Origin of the sequence: Streptomyces sp. GbtcB7 (assembly GCF_019091445.1) — a bacterium.
In the GTDB taxonomy this organism is placed as follows: Bacteria; Actinomycetota; Actinomycetes; order Streptomycetales; family Streptomycetaceae; genus Streptomyces; species Streptomyces mirabilis.
Genome location: NZ_JAGXJM010000026.1, coordinates 156984 through 172702, shown reverse-complemented (window position 1 = coordinate 172702; position 15719 = coordinate 156984). Strand labels below are relative to the sequence as shown.

The window sequence follows — 15719 nt, the reverse complement described above, 5'->3', positions numbered from 1 at the left end:
AACCGGCCCGGAGAGTGGTAATCCCACGCGAGGGGGACATCCGCGGTGATGACACCGCGGCGCGGATCGGGGGGTCTGACGATGAGCATCGACACCGCGAGGCACGGCGGGCGACTGCCGTGGGGGGATGTGCTGTTGTCCGCGATCGCCTCGGTGAGCTGGGCGTTGATCGCGATGGCGGGCACGGCCGCGCTCGGTCTGCATCTGGTCGGCGCGGACGCGGCGGGCTCGCTCGGGCCGATGACCGCGGCGGTGGTGGCTCTTGGGGCCAATGGTGCGGTCAAACCGTCCGGCGATGTGTCGGCCTTCGGTCTGAAGGGAGCGGAGGCGCACACGGCCATTCAGATCACGCCACTGGGTGTGGGGCTCGTGGGCGCGCTCCTGCTCTCCTTCTTCTTCCTGCGCTCCCTGCGCGGGGCGGGAGTTGTGATCGCGCCGTCCGAACTCCTCGCGCGTGCGGGCGCGGTGGTCGTGCTGTTCGTGGCGATGCTGGGCGGGCTCGCCTGGGCCGGGCACGACATCATCACGATCGACGGGAGCAAGCTCGGCCTCGACCGGGTGACGGGCGGCGGCGGCCTCGGGAACATCACCGACAAGCTCCCCGGGGGTCTCGGGGACCTCGGCGGACTGCTGCCCGGCAAGATCGGCGACCTGGTGCAGGCGCAGGCGGCCGTGGGCTTCACCGTCGACACGGTGCCCACGCTGCTCGGCGGCGCGGCCTGGGCGGCCGGAATCCTGGTGATCGCCCTGCTCGCCTCCCGGCGCACCCCGCTGCCGCGCGGCTGGGAGGGCGTGCACCGGATGGTGCGTCCGGCCGCGTCCGCGCTGGTCACGGTGGTCCTGGTGGCGGTCCTCGCGGGCCTCGCGGCGGCGGCGTACGCGGCGATCGGCGATCCCCATCCCAAGCTGATCGCGGGCGCCGCGCTGCTGGGCGCGCCCAACGGGGTGTGGCTGGGCATCCCGATCGGCCTCTTCGTGCCCTGGGACGGCAAGGCCACCGGCGAACTCGCCAAGCTGCTCCCCCACCCGCTGGACCGGTTGCTGAGCGTCGACTCCGATCAGCCCGTCACCCTGGGCCGGCTCGCCGAACTCGACGGACGGGTGTGGCTGTTGGGGGTCGCGACCGCGGTGATGATGCTGTTCGCGGGCGTCCTCGCCGCCTCGCGTACGCCTTTTGTACGGGGGCGGGGTGCGGCTTCGGTGGGAACACCGGCTGCTCCCGTTGTACGAGGAGGGGGTGCCCTCGGTTTCGCCGGGCGCTGCGCTCTTCGGCTCGGCATCGTGACGGCGCTGGCGCTGCCGCTGCTGGCGTGGCTGACGGATGTGTCCGTGGACGCCTCGCTGTCGGTGTTCGGCATCGACGCGTTCGGTGCCGGAATCCGGTTGCACGGGCATCTGGGCATGGCGCTGCTGCTCGGCGCCGTCTGGGGTGCGGGTGCGGGGGCGGTGGGGGCGCTGCTGGCGTACGCGAGCGGGGCCGCGGGACGGCGGGCGGCGCCGCTGGCACTGGGTGACGCGGGTCCCCCGGTGGCCGCGCCCGCCCCTGACCTCCCCCGGGGGCCCGGACCGTACGCCCCGGGCGCGCCGTACCGGCCGGCGAACCCCGACACCAATCCCTATCTGCGGCTGCCCGACGAGCTGCGGGAACCCGCCGACGGTCGGCCGCCCGAGCGGCCGCGTTCGCCCGACGACGTGTACGGCGCACCGACGGTCGTCCGGCCGATGGCGCCGCCACCTGGGCCGCAGAAGCGGCGGCCACGGGGACGCGATGTGCCGCCTCCGCCGCAGCCGCCACCCGGCCAGGGACCCTCCACGCCGCCGGGACCGGGGCGGCAGAACTGACGGTCGTCGCCGGGCAACGCGCTCGACACCGCTCCGACACCCAGTGTTCCCCGTCCGCTGGACGGACCTCAGGGGCGCAAGGCACTGGGTGCCGGATACGGTGGAGTCACCATGAGCGCTTCGCAGACCCCCGAGGTCCCCACTCTCCTCGTCAAGATCTTCGGCAAGGACCGGCCGGGTATCACGGCCGGACTCTTCGACACCCTCGCCGCCTACTCCGTCGAGGTGGTCGACATCGAGCAGGTCGTCACCCGTGGCCGGATCGTGCTCTGCGCGCTGGTGACCGAGCCGCCGGCCGGTCTGGAGGGCGATCTGCGGGCCACCGTCCACAGCTGGGCGGAGTCGATGAAGATGCAGGCGGAGATCATCTCCGGCCTCGGCGACAACCGGCCGCGCGGCCTCGGGCGGTCCCTCGTCACCGTGCTCGGGCATCCGCTCACGGCGGAGTCGACGGCCGCGATCGCCGCCCGGATCACGAAGACCGGCGGCAACATCGACCGTATCTTCCGGCTCGCCAAGTACCCGGTGACGGCGGTCGAGTTCGCCGTGTCCGGTACGGGGACCGAGGCGCTGCGCACCGCGCTGGTGACCGAGGCCGCGGCGCTCGGAGTGGACATCGCGGTGGTGGCGGCGGGGCTGCACCGCAGGGCGCAGCGCCTGGTCGTCATGGATGTGGACTCGACGCTGATCCAGGACGAGGTGATCGAGCTCTTCGCCGCGCACGCCGGGTGCGAGGAGCAGGTCGCCGAGGTGACCGCGGCCGCGATGCGCGGGGAGCTGGACTTCGAGCAGTCGCTGCACGCGCGTGTGGCGCTGCTCAAGGGGCTGGACGCCTCGGTGGTGACCAAGGTGCGCGAGGAGGTGCGGCTGACACCGGGCGCGCGCACGCTGATCCGTACGCTGAAGCGGCTCGGTTTCCAAGTAGGTGTCGTCTCGGGCGGATTCACGCAGGTCACGGACGATCTGAAGGAGCGGCTCGGGCTGGACTTCGCGCAGGCCAACACCCTGGAGATCGTCGACGGGAAGCTGACGGGCAGGGTCACCGGGGAGATCGTGGACCGTGCGGGCAAGGCACGGCTGCTGCGCCGGTTCGCCGCCGAGGCGGGGGTGCCGCTCGCCCAGACCGTGGCGATCGGCGACGGGGCCAATGACCTCGACATGCTCAACGCGGCCGGTCTCGGCGTCGCCTTCAACGCCAAGCCCGTCGTCCGCCAGGCCGCGCACACCGCGGTGAACTTCCCCTTCCTGGACACCGTGCTGTATCTGCTGGGTGTCACCCGCGAAGAGGTCGAGGCGGCGGACATGCACCTCGGCGACCACTAGAGCCTGTCCGGCGGATCAGGCCGCAGGAAACGGGCGGTGACCGACGACAACGCCGCTGGGGGCACCCCCTGCTCGAAGAGCTTGGGGCAGGGCGCACCAAGCCCCGCGTCTGCGGCATGATCCGCCGGACAGGCTCTGAGGCCCGGACATACGTCGACGGGGGCCCGGCACCGTACTGGTGCCGGGCCCCCGTCCCTGTCGGGTGGGTTACTCGGTCGGCGCCCAGTAGTCGGTCAGCGTGCACACTCCGGGCTCCAGGGATTTCCAGGAGCCCTCGACGGAGAGCACGGCGAAGGCGCCCGTGTGGAAGCCGTGGGCGGCCATCCGGGTGCGGGTGTCGCCCTCGGCCTGTCCGGCCAGCACCTCGGTGAGTCCCTGGATGCCGGGGTTGTGGCCGATCAGGACCACGTTGTGCGCGTCGTCCGGGGTCTCGTTGAGTACGGCGATCAGCTCGCCGGGCGAGGCCTCGTAGAGCCGCTCCTCATAGACGGTTTTCGGCCGGTGCGGGAGCTCGTGGACGGCGAGCTTCCAGGTCTCCCGGGTGCGGGTCGCCGTGGAGCAGAGGGCCATATCGAAAGGGATCCCGGTGTCGGCCAGCTTGCGTCCGGCGACGGCGGCGTCCTTGCGGCCCCGGTCAGCGAGGGGCCGCTCGTGGTCGGACACCTGTGGCCAGTCGGCTTTCGCATGCCGGAAGAGGACAATCCTGCGGGGTTCTGCGACGCTCATGGGTCCCAGCTTCGCATGAAACACGCCATGCGGCGCTGAGAGTTGACCTGCTCTCCCGGGCGTGCTCAGGGGGCCTGGTGCAGCACCGTCTGCTGGACGCGCTCGAAGAGGTGGGTGATCGCGGGGTCGCCGCCCGCGGCGTGCGCGTCCGCCGGGTTCAGTATCAGCAGGAGCAGGGCGACGAAGGCGAGGGCGGGCAGGGCGAGGGCCCACCAGGGCAGCCGGATGTCCACGCCGCCCGGGGTCGCCGGGTGGGGCCGGGTGTGCGTACGGGCCGACATGCCGCCTCCGTGGGGCCTCGAGTGCTCCGTGGTCCGCGTCCTCGCGGCCACAACTCGAAGTTACGGATTCCCGGGCCGTCAACCCATCCGGTGATCCACCCACTTGACCCTGACACTCACCCCCTAGGGGACAGGGGGGCTAGCCCCACCATCGGTGTCCCAGGGGGCGGGCGACCGTGGTCAGGGTGAGGCGATCGACGCGATGATGGCGATGATCACGGTGATGGCCAGCATCGCGCCGAGCACGAGCAGCAGCTTCTTCTGGCCGTTCTGGGGGTTCGGGTCGAGCGCCATACGACCAGTCTCGCACCCTTCGTCCGCACCTTCGCCGTCGGGGGTCTCAGGGGCGGGGGCCGCGCGCGGCCTCGTCCTCCACCGTACGGTCGCGGCCGGCCAGGACGCCCACCGCGATCTGCGGGATCATCAGGGCGGCCATGAGCGCTATCGGCAGCCCCCAGCCGCCGCTGTGCTGGTAGAGCACGCCCACGAGGAGGGGGCCCGGGATCGAGATCAGATACCCGGTGCTCTGCGCGAACGCCGACAGCTGGGCGACGCCCGCGCCGGTCCTGGCCCGCATGCCGACCATGGTGAGGGCCAGCGGGAAGGCGCAGTTGGAGACGCCGAGCAGGAGGGCCCAGGCCCAGGCTCCGCCCGCCGGGGCGAGGTAGAGGCCCGCGTATCCCGCGAGGCCGCAGACACCGAGCGCGACCACGATCGGCCCCTGGTGGGGCATGCGGGTGGCGAGGCGCGGGATGACGAAGGCCAGGGGCACGCCCATCACCATCGTGACGGCGAGGAGCAGGCCCGCGGTGCCCGCGGAGACGCCCGCGTCGCGGAAGATCTGCGCCATCCAGCCCATCGTGATGTACGCGGCGGTGGCCTGGAGTCCGAAGAAGACGGCGAGCGCCCAGGCGGTCCGGCTGCGGGTGATGCGCAGTCCGCCGGTTTCCCGCGGAGCGGGGTGTGCCGCCCGTGTCCGCTCGCCGTCGCGGGAATCGGCGCCCCGCGCGCGTACCAGCCCGATCCACGGCAGTACGGCGGCCGCCGCCAGGCCCGCCCACACCGCGAGGCCCGACTGCCAGCCGCCGCCCAGGGCGTCGGTCACGGGCACGGTCACCGCCGCCGCGGCCGAGGTGCCCAGGGCGAGGGCCATCGAGTAGAGGCCGGTCATGGAGCCGACCCGGTCCGGGAACCAGCGTTTGACGATCACCGGCATCAGGACGTTGCTGACGGCGATGCCCATCAGTGCGAGGGCGCTGGCGGCCAGGAAGCCGACCGCGCTCCCGGTGTAGGGCCGGATCGCGAGCCCCGCCGTGATGGCGACCATTCCGGCGCAGACGACCGCGCCGGGTCCGAAGCGGCGGGCGAGGCGCGGCGCCATGACTCCGAAGACGGCGAAGCAGAGCGGCGGTACGGAGGTGAGCAGTCCGGCGACGCTGCCGCTCATGCCGAGCCCGTCGCGCACGTCCTCCAGGAGTGCTCCGAAGCTGGTGATGGCGGGGCGCAGGTTGAGGGCCGTGAGGACGATGCCGACCGTTACGAGCCGCGTCGCCCACGCGCGCGTGGGGTGCGATCGGGGGTCCGTGCTCTCGGCGGAACTGCGTATGGGTGGGGACGTCGTCGTCCCGGTCTCCTCGCTCACCATGAGACCCATCATAGAATCATGGGATGATTGGCCGTCCAATCCCCTTGCGTTAATCTCCGGATTCTCCGGCCCCGCGCGAACGATCACACCGGGCCCGTACGAAGGACCGTCATGCCGCTGAGCCACCCCCGCCGTTCGGCGCTGTCCGAGCAGGTCATCGCCGAGCTGCGGAACCAGATCACTTCGGGCGAGTGGCCGGTCGGCTCCCGCATCCCCACCGAGCCGGAGCTCGTCGACCAGCTGGGCGTCGCCCGCAACACCGTCCGCGAGGCCGTCCGCGCACTGGCCCACAACGGTCTGCTCGACATCCGCCAGGGCTCGGGCACCTATGTCGTGGCGACCAGCGAGCTCGCGGGCGTGATGCACCGGCGCTTCGCCGACGCCGATCCGCGGCACATCGCCGAGCTGCGCGCCACGCTGGAGTCGAGCGCGGCGAAGCTGGCCGCCGAGCGGCGCACCGAGCGCGATCTGAAGCAGCTCGACGCGCTGCTCGTACGGCGGGAGGAGGCCTGGGAGTCGGGTGACGCGGAGGCCTTCGTGGCCGCCGACGCGACCTTCCACCTGGCGGTGGTGGCCGCGTCCCACAACGACGTCATGACGGCGATGTACGCGGACCTGGGCGAGGTGCTACGCGACTGGCTGCGCGAGGACGTCGGCGGGAAGCTGACGCCCGAGACGTACATGGACCACGCGCGGCTCGTCGACGCGATCCGCGCGGGGGACGCGGAGGCGGCGGGCGCGGAAGCCGGGGGCTACCCGTTCCAGTGCCGTCCGGGACGGCTCAGGCCCCTGGCCTCCGACAGCTGACGAACACGGTCACCTCTGGTGACTGACCCACGCCGACCGGACCTCCTCCCAGCACCGGCCGGTCAGCCGGACCGTCATCGCGGGGCCCGCGTCGACCGGGTCGGTGTCGGTGTCGATGTCCCACCAGCGGTCGCACTCGATGTGCAGGGCGACCCGGTCGGTCTCCGGGTAGGGGTTGTGGCAGTACGCGGTCACGTGCGAACCCTGGACCGCGGTGCGACACTCGGCGCCGAAAGGCTGGGGGACGGGGAGTTTTCCGTGCACTACGCGCGTGTGGGGCACGGCGTCGTACGGCAGAACCATCATGAAGGCGACAGCGGCGAACACCGGGGCAAAACGGCGGGACAGGCGCACAAGGGGGACCTCCTCGGCCGTACGGCTGCGGGGCGGTGCGTAGTTCCAGCGTGCGCGGTGCGATGCCCGGGACGCCCGGCCGACTAGGCCGAACGGGCGACGCCCCGCTCCCCGCACTGCGGGAAACGGGGCGTCGGCCACATGGGGGAAATCAGGCGCCGATGGCGTGCAGTCCGCCGTCCACGTGGATGATCTCGCCGGTGGTCTTCGGGAACCAGTCGCTCAGCAGGGCGACGACACCGCGGCCGGCCGGCTCCGGGTCCTTGAGGTCCCACTCGAGGGGCGCCCGGGTGTCCCAGACGGAGGCGAGCTCGCCGAAGCCCGGGATGGACTTGGCGGCCATGGAGCCGATCGGGCCCGCCGAGATCAGGTTGGAGCGCACGTTCTGCTTGCCCAGGTCGCGGGCGAGGTAGCGGTTGACGGACTCCAGGGCGGCCTTGGCCGGGCCCATCCAGTCGTACTGCGGCCACGCGTACTGCGCGTCGAAGGTGAGGCCGACGACCGAGCCGCCGTTCTGCATCAGCGGCAGGCAGGCCATGGTCAGCGACTTCAGGGAGAACGCCGAGACGTGCATGGCCGTGGCGACCGACTCGAAGGGGGTGTTGAGGAAGTTGCCGCCGAGGGCGTCCTGCGGCGCGAAGCCGATGGAGTGCACGACGCCGTCGAGGCCGCCGAGCTCCTCACCGACGATGTCGGCGAGACGCGCCAGATGCTCGTCGTTGGTCACGTCGAGCTCGATGACCTTGGTGGGCTTGGGGAGCTTCTTGGCGATGCGCTCGGTCAGCGTGGGCCGCGGGAACGCGGTCAGGATGATCTCCGCGCCCTGCTCCTGGGCCAGCTTGGCGGTGTGGAAGGCGATGGAGGACTCCATCAGCACACCGGTGATCAGGACGCGCTTGCCCTCGAGGATTCCGCTCATGGTGATCAGTGACCCATTCCCAGTCCGCCGTCAACCGGAATGACGGCTCCAGTGATGTACGAGGCGTCGTCCGAGGCGAGGAACCGCACGGTCGCGGCGATCTCCTCGGGCTGCGCGTACCGGCCGAGCGGCACCTGGGCGACGATGCCCGCACGCTGCTCGTCGGTGAGCGCCTTGGTCATGTCGGTGTCGACGAAACCGGGCGCGACGACGTTGAAGGTGATGTTGCGCGAGCCGAGTTCGCGGGCGAGCGAACGCGCGAAGCCGACCAGGGCGGCCTTGGAGGCGGCGTAGTTCGACTGCCCCGCGGAGCCGAGCAGCCCCACGACCGACGAAATGAGGACGACCCGCCCCTTCTTGGCACGGAGCATCCCACGGTTGGCACGCTTGACGACCCGGAAGGCGCCGGTGAGGTTGGTGTCGAGGACGGACGTGAAGTCCTCCTCGGACATCCGCATCAGAAGCTGGTCCTTGGTGACGCCCGCGTTGGCGACCAGGATCTCGACGGGACCGTGCTCGGCCTCGATCTCCTTGTAGGCCTGCTCCACCTGCTCGGTGTCGGTGATGTCGCACTTGACGGCGAGGCAGCCCAATGCGGTGAGGGCGGCCGGCGGCTCACCCGAGCGGTATGTGATCGCGACCTTGTCGCCGGCATCGGCGAAAGCGCGGGCGATGGCGAGGCCGATGCCCCGGTTGCCTCCGGTGACGAGAACCGAGCGGCTCAACGGATCACCCTTTCGATAGCTGTCTGAAACCCCTGCAAGACAGGCGCCTTCCTTGGAAACCTATCGGTCCCCTACGCCTCCCGGAGAATCGGGCACCGACAGTGGCGCGGGGGACTCACTGTCGGATCCCTACAGAAAGCCTCGATGCGCGGAGGGAAAGATGTGGCCCACGGACCCGCCCGCGCGACATGATCGGACCCGACAGGCCACGACAGCAGGGAGACCTCCGTGCCTCATTCCATCGACGAAGCCTTCACGGCACTGCCGCTGCGGGCCCTGGCCGACGCCGCGCTCGCGCGGGCGCGGGCGCTGGGGGCCGAGCACGCGGACTTCCGGTTCGAGCGGGTGCGCAGCGCGTCCTGGCGGCTGCGGGACGCCAAGCCCGCCGGATCGTCGGACACCACGGACCTGGGGTACGCGGTGCGAGTGGTGCACGGCGGGACCTGGGGGTTCGCGTCGGGTGTGGATCTGACGATGGACGCGGCCGCGAAGGTCGCGTCGCAGGCCGTGGCGATGGCGAAGCTCTCGGCCCAGGTGATCAGGGCGGCGGGTTCCGACGAGCGCGTGGAGCTGGCGGACGAGCCGGTGCACGCCGAGAAGACGTGGATCTCGTCGTACGACATCGACCCCTTCTCCGTGCCGGACGAGGAGAAGGCCGGGCTGCTCGCGGACTGGAGCGCACGGCTGCTCGCGGCCGACGGCGTCAACCACGTCGACGCCTCGTTGCTGACCGTCCACGAGAACAAGTTCTACGCCGACACCGCCGGGACCGTGACCACCCAGCAGCGGGTACGGCTGCACCCGCAGCTCACCGCCGTCGCCGTCGACGAGTCCAGCGGCGAGTTCGACTCCATGCGCACCATCGCGCCGCCGGTCGGACGCGGCTGGGAGTACCTGACGGGCACCGGCTGGGACTGGGATTCCGAGCTCGCGCGGATCCCGGAGCTGCTCGCCGAGAAGATGCGGGCACCCAGCGTCGAGGCGGGGCTGTACGACCTCGTCGTCGACCCCTCCAACCTGTGGCTGACGATCCACGAGTCCATCGGCCACGCCACCGAGCTGGACCGCGCGCTGGGCTACGAGGCGGCGTACGCCGGCACCTCCTTCGCCACCTTCGACCAGCTCGGCAAGCTGAGGTACGGCTCCGAGCGGATGAACGTCACCGGTGACCGCACCGCCGAGCACGGCCTCGCGACCATCGGGTACGACGACGAGGGCGTCGAGGGACAGTCCTGGGACCTCGTGAAGGACGGCACCCTCGTCGGCTACCAGCTCGACCGGCGGATCGCGAAGCTGACCGGCTTCGACCGGTCCAACGGGTGCGCCTACGCCGACTCCCCCGGGCACGTGCCCGTACAGCGCATGGCCAACGTCTCGCTCCAGCCGGACCCCGCGGGGCTCTCGACCGAGGACCTGATCGGGGGCGTGGACCGCGGCATCTACGTCGTCGGTGACCGGTCCTGGTCCATCGACATGCAGAGGTACAACTTCCAGTTCACCGGTCAGCGGTTCTTCAAGATCGAGAACGGTCGGATCACCGGGCAGTTGCGGGATGTCGCATACCAGGCCACGACGACCGACTTCTGGGGTTCGATGGCCGCGGTGGGTGGCCCGGGGACGTACGTCCTGGGCGGTGCCTTCAACTGCGGCAAGGCCCAGCCGGGTCAGGTCGCGGCGGTCTCGCACGGCTGCCCGTCGGCTCTCTTCCGGGGGGTCAATATTCTCAACACGACGCAGGAGGCCGGTCGATGAGCGCCCGTACGAACAAGCCGCACGAGGTCGTCGAGCGCGCCCTCGAACTCTCCCGCGCCGACGGCTGCGTCGTGATCGCCGACGAGCACTCGACCGCCAACCTGCGCTGGGCCGGCAACGCGCTGACCACGAACGGGGTCACGCGCGGGCGCACCCTGACCGTCATCGCGACCGTCGACGGCCGTGAGGGCACGGCCTCCGGGGTCGTCTCACGCTCGGCCGTGACCGCGGACGAGCTGGAACCCCTGGTACGGGCCGCGGAGGCGGCGGCACGCGGCGCGGGGCCCGCCGAGGACGCCCAGCCGCTGGTCACCGGCGTGCCGGAGTCCCCCGACTTCACCGACGCGCCCACCGAGACCTCCTCCGCCGTCTTCACCGACTTCGCCCCGGCGCTCGGCGAGTCCTTCGCCCGCGCGCGGGCGGGCGGGCGCGAGCTGTACGGCTTCGCCAACCACGAGCTCGTCTCCAGCTATCTCGGTACGTCGACGGGGCTGCGCCTGCGCCACGACCAGCCGAACGGCACGCTGGAACTCAACGCCAAGTCGCCCGACCGGACGCGCTCGGCGTGGGCGGGGCGGTCCACGCGGGACTTCAAGGACGTCGACCCGGCCTCCCTCGACGCCGAGCTCGCGACCCGGCTCGGATGGGCCGAGCGACGCGTCGAGCTGCCCGCCGGCCGCTACGAGACGCTGCTGCCGCCGACCGCCGTCGCGGACCTGCTGATCTACCAGATGTGGTCGGCGGCGGCCCGGGACGCGGCCGAGGGCCGGACCGTCTTCAGCAAGCCCGGCGGCGGCACCCGCGTCGGCGAGAAGCTCACCGAGCTGCCGCTGACCCTGCGCAGCGACCCCAACGAGCCGGGGCTCGAGTCCGCGCCCTTCGTGCTCACGCACTCCTCGGGCGACGACGCCTCCGTGTTCGACAACGGGCTGCCGCTGTCGGCGACGGACTGGGTGCGCCAGGGCACGCTGACCCATCTGTCCACCACCCGGCACAGCGCGGGCCTCACCGGGCTGCCCGTCGCCCCGATCATCAGCAACCTGATCCTGGACGGCGGCGCGGACCGCTCCCTGGAGGAGATGGTCGCCGCCACCGAGCGCGGTCTGCTGCTGACCTGCCTCTGGTACATCCGCGAGGTCGACCCGGCGACGCTGCTGCTCACGGGACTGACCCGGGACGGCGTCTACCTCGTCGAGAACGGCCAGGTCGTCGGTGAGGTGAACAACTTCCGGTTCAACGAGTCGCCGGTGGACCTGCTGTCGCGGGCCACGGAGGCGGGGCGCACGGAAAAGACGCTGCCCCGTGAATGGAGCGACTGGTTCACTAGGGCTGCGATGCCCCCGCTGAGGGTGCCCGACTTCAATATGAGCTCTGTCAGCCAGGGCGTATAACCTCGTACCTGATTCACGAGACCACCCAAGGAGATACGAGAACCGTGACGGACATCGTCGACGAGCTGAAGTGGCGGGGGCTGTTCGCCCTGTCCACCGACGAAGATGCTTTGCGCAAGGCGCTCGCGGACGGTCCCGTCACGTTCTATTGCGGCTTCGACCCGACCGCGGCCAGTCTGCACGTGGGGCACCTGGTGCAGGTCCTCACCATGCGTCGTCTCCAGCAGGCGGGCCTGCGCCCGCTGGCCCTGGTCGGCGGCGCGACGGGCCAGATCGGTGACCCGCGCCCGACCGCCGAGCGCACGCTGAACGATCCGGAGACGGTCGCGAACTGGGTGACGCGCCTGCGCTCGCAGATCGAGCCGTTCCTGTCCTTCGAGGGCGAGAACGCCGCGGTCATGGTGAACAACCTGGACTGGACGGCCGGCCTGTCGGCCATCGAGTTCCTGCGGGACATCGGCAAGCACTTCCGCGTCAACAAGATGCTGACGAAGGACTCCGTGGCCCGGCGCCTGGAGTCCGAGGAAGGCATCAGCTACACGGAGTTCAGCTACCAGCTGTTGCAGGGCATGGACTTCCTGGAGCTGTACCGACGCCACGGCTGTACGTTGCAGCAGGGCGGCAGCGACCAGTGGGGCAACCTCACCGCGGGCCTGGACCTGATCCACCGCCTGGAGCCGCACGCCAACGTGCACGCGCTGGCGACACCGCTGATGACCAAGGCGGACGGCACCAAGTTCGGCAAGACCGAGGGCGGCGCCATCTGGCTCGACCCCGAGATGACGACGCCGTACGCGTTCTACCAGTTCTGGCTGAACGTGGACGACCGCGACGTCTCGACGTACCTGCGGATCCTGTCCTTCAAGTCCCGCGAGGAACTGGAAGAGCTGGAGCAGCAGACCGAGGAGCGCCCCCAGGCCCGCGCCGCCCAGCGCGCGCTGGCCGAGGAGCTGACGACGCTGGTGCACGGCGCCGACCAGACGGCCGCGGTGATCGCCGCGTCCAAGGCTCTCTTCGGCCAGGGCGAGCTGACCGGGCTCGACGGGAGGACGCTGGCCGCAGCGCTCTCCGAGGTGCCGCACATCCAGGTCGCCGAGCTCGGCCCGGTGGTGGACCTCTTCGCGGAGGTCGGCCTGGTGGCCAGCAAGTCGGCCGCGCGCCGCACGGTCAAGGAGGGCGGTGCCTACGTGAACAACGTCAAGGTCACCGCCGAGGACGCGGTCCCCGCCAAGGAGGACCTGCTGCACGGGCGCTGGCTGGTACTGCGCCGGGGCAAGAAGAACCTGGCGGCGGTGGAGGTCGCAGAGGCCTAGACACGAGTCGCTGAGGCCTGGACACGATGAGGGGCGGTTTCCCGTGCGGAGACCGCCCCTTCGTCGTACCTGATCACCGGGCTTCGCGCTGGTTCGTCAGGCTCTTTGCTTGTTGCCCCGCAGCGCCATGTACGCCATGTCGCCGAGGAAGACGATGATGATCGCGGCCACGAGCTGGAAGGCGTGGCGGCTCCAGTCGATGCCTCGGGTCTCGGCGACGCCGACCGCCCTGGCGATCGCGTTGCCGACGATGGCTCCGAGGATGCCGAAGATGGTGGTCAGCCAGAGTGGGCTGTGCTGCTTGCCCGGAAGGATCGCCTTGGCCAGCAGGCCCAGAACGAAGCCCACGATGATCGCCCACAACCAGCCCATGTCTGCCTCCTAGTACGGCTCTACGTGAGCATTACGCCCAGTCTCGGCGTGTGCGCCATACGGCGCATGTCGGGCGCGGCCGTACGCGGTACGGCGCATCATGTCCCCCCAGGACGGACCCGCCCCGGTCTCGAAGGCGACGCAGCCGCGGCGTAACGTGGGACGTGTTCGGGCCTGCTTCCCAGACCGGGTTCGGACCGGGTACGGGCCGGGGAGAGTCCGACACAGAGCAGGTGGTGGAACGTGATGCGGAAGCAGAGCAAAAGCCAGGTCTTCCGGATCACCGGGGCCAGGCAGGGGCTCGACGAGGACGTCCGCGGCAGGCAGCGCCGCTATGTCATCTCGATGTCCGTCCGCACGGTCTCCGTGATCCTCGCCGCGACCCTCTGGAACGTGGAGCGGCACGTCGCAATCGTCGCACTGGTGCTCGGCATACTCCTCCCCTACATCTCCGTGGTGATCGCCAACGCCGGACGGGAGAACGCGCCGTCGCTGCCGTCGACGTTCGTCAACGTGCCCGGCCCTGCGATGATCGCGCCGCCGCGCCCGGACGCCTCCGCGGAATCCGTCCCGGAGGACGTGACCGACCCCGGGGTGCGTCCGGGAGGCGGCCCGCACGAGCGGGCCGAGCCCGACTCGACCCTCACCTGACCACGGGGGATCCGCCGAAAACGGAATCCAATCGCGCACCAAGCTCAAGAAAAGCTCAGATCAATCATGTTGTTCCGGTGCCGGGCAGCGGGCTAGCCGTGACATACTTCGTACGCGCTCCGCATCCCCCGTCGGAGCGACAGACCGACGCCGGGCAGCTCCCCCCGTGGCTGCTCGGCGTCGCCTTTTCGGGGCCGTTTAGGGTTGAGGCGTGACTTTCCCGCTCCCCGACATGTCCCCGGCCCCCAGCACTCCGCAGTGCTCCGCGAAGGGCTGCCGCACCGATGCCGTGTGGGTGCTCGCCTGGAACAACCCGAAGCTGCACACGCCCGAGCGGCGCAAGACGTGGCTCGCCTGCGAGGAGCACCGCGAGCACCTGTCCACGTTCCTCGACGTGCGGGGCTTCTTGAAGGACGTGGTGCGGCTGGAGGACTGGGAGGAGCCGGAGGGCTGAGCGGTTCTGGAAGTGCGGGTCGTCTGTGGCTTGTCGCGCCCACGCGGCGGAGCCGCATGTGTCACAGCCCCGCGCCCCTGCAGGGGTGCAGGGGCGCTCTCAGCCTCCGATCGCGGACATCGGTCTGACCGGCTGGAGGAACGACGGGTCGTCCAGGCCCGAGCCCGCCTTCTTGCCCCACATCGCGAGGCGCCAGATGCGGGCGATCTCCTCGTCGGGGGCGTCCGAGCGGAGGGCGGTGCGCAGGTCGGTCTCCTCGGTGGCGAACAGACAGTTGCGTATCTGGCCGTCGGCCGTCAGGCGCGTACGGTCGCAGGCCGCGCAGAACGGGCGGGTGACCGAGGCGATCACGCCGACGCGGTGCGGGCCGCCGTCCACGAGCCAGCGCTCGGCCGGGGCGGAACCCCGCTCGGCGGCACCCTCCTCGGTGAGCGCGAAGCGCGTCCGCAGCGAGGCGAGGATGTCGCCCGCGGTGACCATGCCCTCGCGCTTCCAGCCGTGCTGGGCGTCCAGGGGCATCTGCTCGATGAAGCGCAGCTCGTAGTCGTGCTCCACCGCCCAGGCCAGGAGGTCGGGGGCCTCGTCGTCATTGAGGCCCGGCATCAGGACGCAGTTGACCTTGACGGGGGTCAGGCCGGCGTCGCGGGCGGCTTCGAGGCCCGCGATGACGTCCTGGTGGCGGTCACGGCGGGTGAGGGTCTTGAAGACATCGGGGCGCAGGGTGTCCAGCGAGACGTTCACCCGGTCCAGACCCGCGGCCTTCAGGGCGGCGGCGGTGCGTCTGAGGCCGATGCCGTTGGTCGTCAGGGACATCTGGGGGCGGGGTTCGAGTGCGGCGACCCGCTCCACGATGCCCACGATGCCGGGGCGCAGCAGGGGTTCGCCGCCGGTGAAGCGGACCTCGGTGATGCCGAGACGGGTGACCGCTATCTCGATGAGACGGACGATCTCGTCGTCCGTGAGGAGGTCGGGCTTGGCCAGCCACTGCAGGCCCTCTTCGGGCATGCAGTACGTACACCGGAGATTGCACCTGTCCGTCAGTGAGACGCGCAGGTCGGTGGCCACTCGGCCATAGGTGTCGATGAGCACGTGGGCCCCCTCCCTCGTTGCGGATCACTTCACTCGACACGATCGAGCCTACGTGACGTGACTGACATCGACCCC

Annotated in this window: 17 protein-coding genes; 8 read left to right on the top strand and 9 right to left on the bottom strand. The window is 70.8% G+C overall.

The window, feature by feature from the left end; genetic code table 11:
• Window positions 1-81 precede the first annotated feature (81 nt).
• Window positions 82-1842: a streptophobe family protein gene (locus KVT44_RS36110; protein ID WP_217571627.1), complete on the top strand. Its 1761-nt coding sequence runs from the start codon at window positions 82-84 to the stop codon at window positions 1840-1842.
• Between the two features lie 111 nt (window positions 1843-1953).
• Window positions 1954-3165 (top strand): phosphoserine phosphatase SerB, encoded by a 1212-nt coding sequence (gene serB, locus KVT44_RS36105; RefSeq protein WP_075026112.1) that lies wholly within the window; start codon window positions 1954-1956, stop codon window positions 3163-3165.
• Window positions 3166-3372: 207 nt separating this feature from the next.
• Here the strand turns inward: serB and KVT44_RS36100 are convergent, their stop codons facing one another.
• The 4 genes from KVT44_RS36100 to KVT44_RS36090 form a co-directional block, all read right to left on the bottom strand.
• Window positions 3373-3891 (bottom strand): histidine phosphatase family protein, encoded by a 519-nt coding sequence (locus tag KVT44_RS36100; protein WP_143601245.1) that lies wholly within the window; start codon window positions 3889-3891, stop codon window positions 3373-3375.
• Between the two features lie 65 nt (window positions 3892-3956).
• Window positions 3957-4172, bottom strand: a complete 216-nt coding sequence (locus KVT44_RS36095; RefSeq protein WP_099923419.1) for a hypothetical protein — start codon at window positions 4170-4172, stop codon at window positions 3957-3959.
• 180 nt (window positions 4173-4352) lie between these two features.
• A complete protein-coding gene (locus KVT44_RS58650; RefSeq protein WP_099923418.1) occupies window positions 4353-4466 on the bottom strand; it encodes an SGM_5486 family transporter-associated protein in 114 nt (37 codons plus the stop codon).
• Between the two features lie 46 nt (window positions 4467-4512).
• On the bottom strand, window positions 4513-5829 hold the full coding sequence (locus tag KVT44_RS36090; protein ID WP_217571625.1) for a CynX/NimT family MFS transporter: 1317 nt from the start codon (window positions 5827-5829) through the stop codon (window positions 4513-4515).
• Between the two features lie 99 nt (window positions 5830-5928).
• On the opposite strand from KVT44_RS36090, the gene KVT44_RS36085 reads away from it, so the two are divergent.
• The gene (locus KVT44_RS36085; protein WP_075026115.1) at window positions 5929-6624 is read left to right on the top strand and encodes a FadR/GntR family transcriptional regulator; all 696 of its coding nucleotides are present in this window, start codon (window positions 5929-5931) and stop codon (window positions 6622-6624) included.
• A 9-nt stretch (window positions 6625-6633) separates the two neighbouring features.
• Here KVT44_RS36085 and KVT44_RS36080 read toward each other — a convergent pair whose 3' ends face one another.
• The 3 genes from KVT44_RS36080 to fabG all read right to left on the bottom strand — a co-directional run bounded on the left by KVT44_RS36080 (window position 6634) and on the right by fabG (window position 8622).
• Window positions 6634-6978, bottom strand: coding sequence for a hypothetical protein (locus KVT44_RS36080; protein ID WP_099923416.1), 345 nt, complete (start codon window positions 6976-6978; stop codon window positions 6634-6636).
• 151 nt (window positions 6979-7129) lie between these two features.
• Window positions 7130-7897 carry an enoyl-ACP reductase FabI gene (gene fabI, locus KVT44_RS36075; protein ID WP_054232228.1) on the bottom strand — a complete coding sequence of 256 codons (768 nt, stop codon included), beginning with the start codon at window positions 7895-7897 and terminating at the stop codon, window positions 7130-7132.
• 5 nt (window positions 7898-7902) lie between these two features.
• Window positions 7903-8622: a 3-oxoacyl-[acyl-carrier-protein] reductase gene (fabG, locus tag KVT44_RS36070; RefSeq protein ID WP_075026117.1), complete on the bottom strand. Its 720-nt coding sequence runs from the start codon at window positions 8620-8622 to the stop codon at window positions 7903-7905.
• Between the two features lie 228 nt (window positions 8623-8850).
• On the opposite strand from fabG, the gene KVT44_RS36065 reads away from it, so the two are divergent.
• The 3 genes from KVT44_RS36065 to tyrS are packed head-to-tail and all read left to right on the top strand — an operon-like array spanning window position 8851 to window position 13078.
• Window positions 8851-10374, top strand: a complete 1524-nt coding sequence (locus tag KVT44_RS36065) for a TldD/PmbA family protein (protein ID WP_217571623.1) — start codon at window positions 8851-8853, stop codon at window positions 10372-10374.
• Window positions 10371-11765 (top strand): metallopeptidase TldD-related protein, encoded by a 1395-nt coding sequence (locus tag KVT44_RS36060; protein ID WP_217571621.1) that lies wholly within the window; start codon window positions 10371-10373, stop codon window positions 11763-11765. The genes KVT44_RS36065 and KVT44_RS36060 overlap by 4 nt, the downstream gene beginning before the upstream one ends.
• 44 nt (window positions 11766-11809) lie before the next feature.
• The gene (gene tyrS / locus KVT44_RS36055; RefSeq protein ID WP_099923414.1) at window positions 11810-13078 is read left to right on the top strand and encodes a tyrosine--tRNA ligase; all 1269 of its coding nucleotides are present in this window, start codon (window positions 11810-11812) and stop codon (window positions 13076-13078) included.
• A 96-nt stretch (window positions 13079-13174) separates the two neighbouring features.
• Here the strand turns inward: tyrS and KVT44_RS36050 are convergent, their stop codons facing one another.
• The gene (locus tag KVT44_RS36050) at window positions 13175-13450 is read right to left on the bottom strand and encodes a GlsB/YeaQ/YmgE family stress response membrane protein (protein ID WP_067364569.1); all 276 of its coding nucleotides are present in this window, start codon (window positions 13448-13450) and stop codon (window positions 13175-13177) included.
• A gap of 246 nt (window positions 13451-13696) precedes the next feature.
• Between KVT44_RS36050 and KVT44_RS36045 the strand changes: the two genes are divergently transcribed.
• Both KVT44_RS36045 and KVT44_RS36040 read left to right on the top strand, forming a co-directional pair.
• Window positions 13697-14101, top strand: coding sequence for a DUF3099 domain-containing protein (locus KVT44_RS36045; RefSeq protein ID WP_099923413.1), 405 nt, complete (start codon window positions 13697-13699; stop codon window positions 14099-14101).
• A 232-nt stretch (window positions 14102-14333) separates the two neighbouring features.
• Window positions 14334-14555, top strand: a complete 222-nt coding sequence (locus KVT44_RS36040) for a hypothetical protein (RefSeq protein WP_060902214.1) — start codon at window positions 14334-14336, stop codon at window positions 14553-14555.
• 99 nt (window positions 14556-14654) lie between these two features.
• Here the strand turns inward: KVT44_RS36040 and moaA are convergent, their stop codons facing one another.
• The gene (gene moaA / locus KVT44_RS36035; protein ID WP_099923412.1) at window positions 14655-15644 is read right to left on the bottom strand and encodes a GTP 3',8-cyclase MoaA; all 990 of its coding nucleotides are present in this window, start codon (window positions 15642-15644) and stop codon (window positions 14655-14657) included.
• Window positions 15645-15719: the final 75 nt, after the last annotated feature.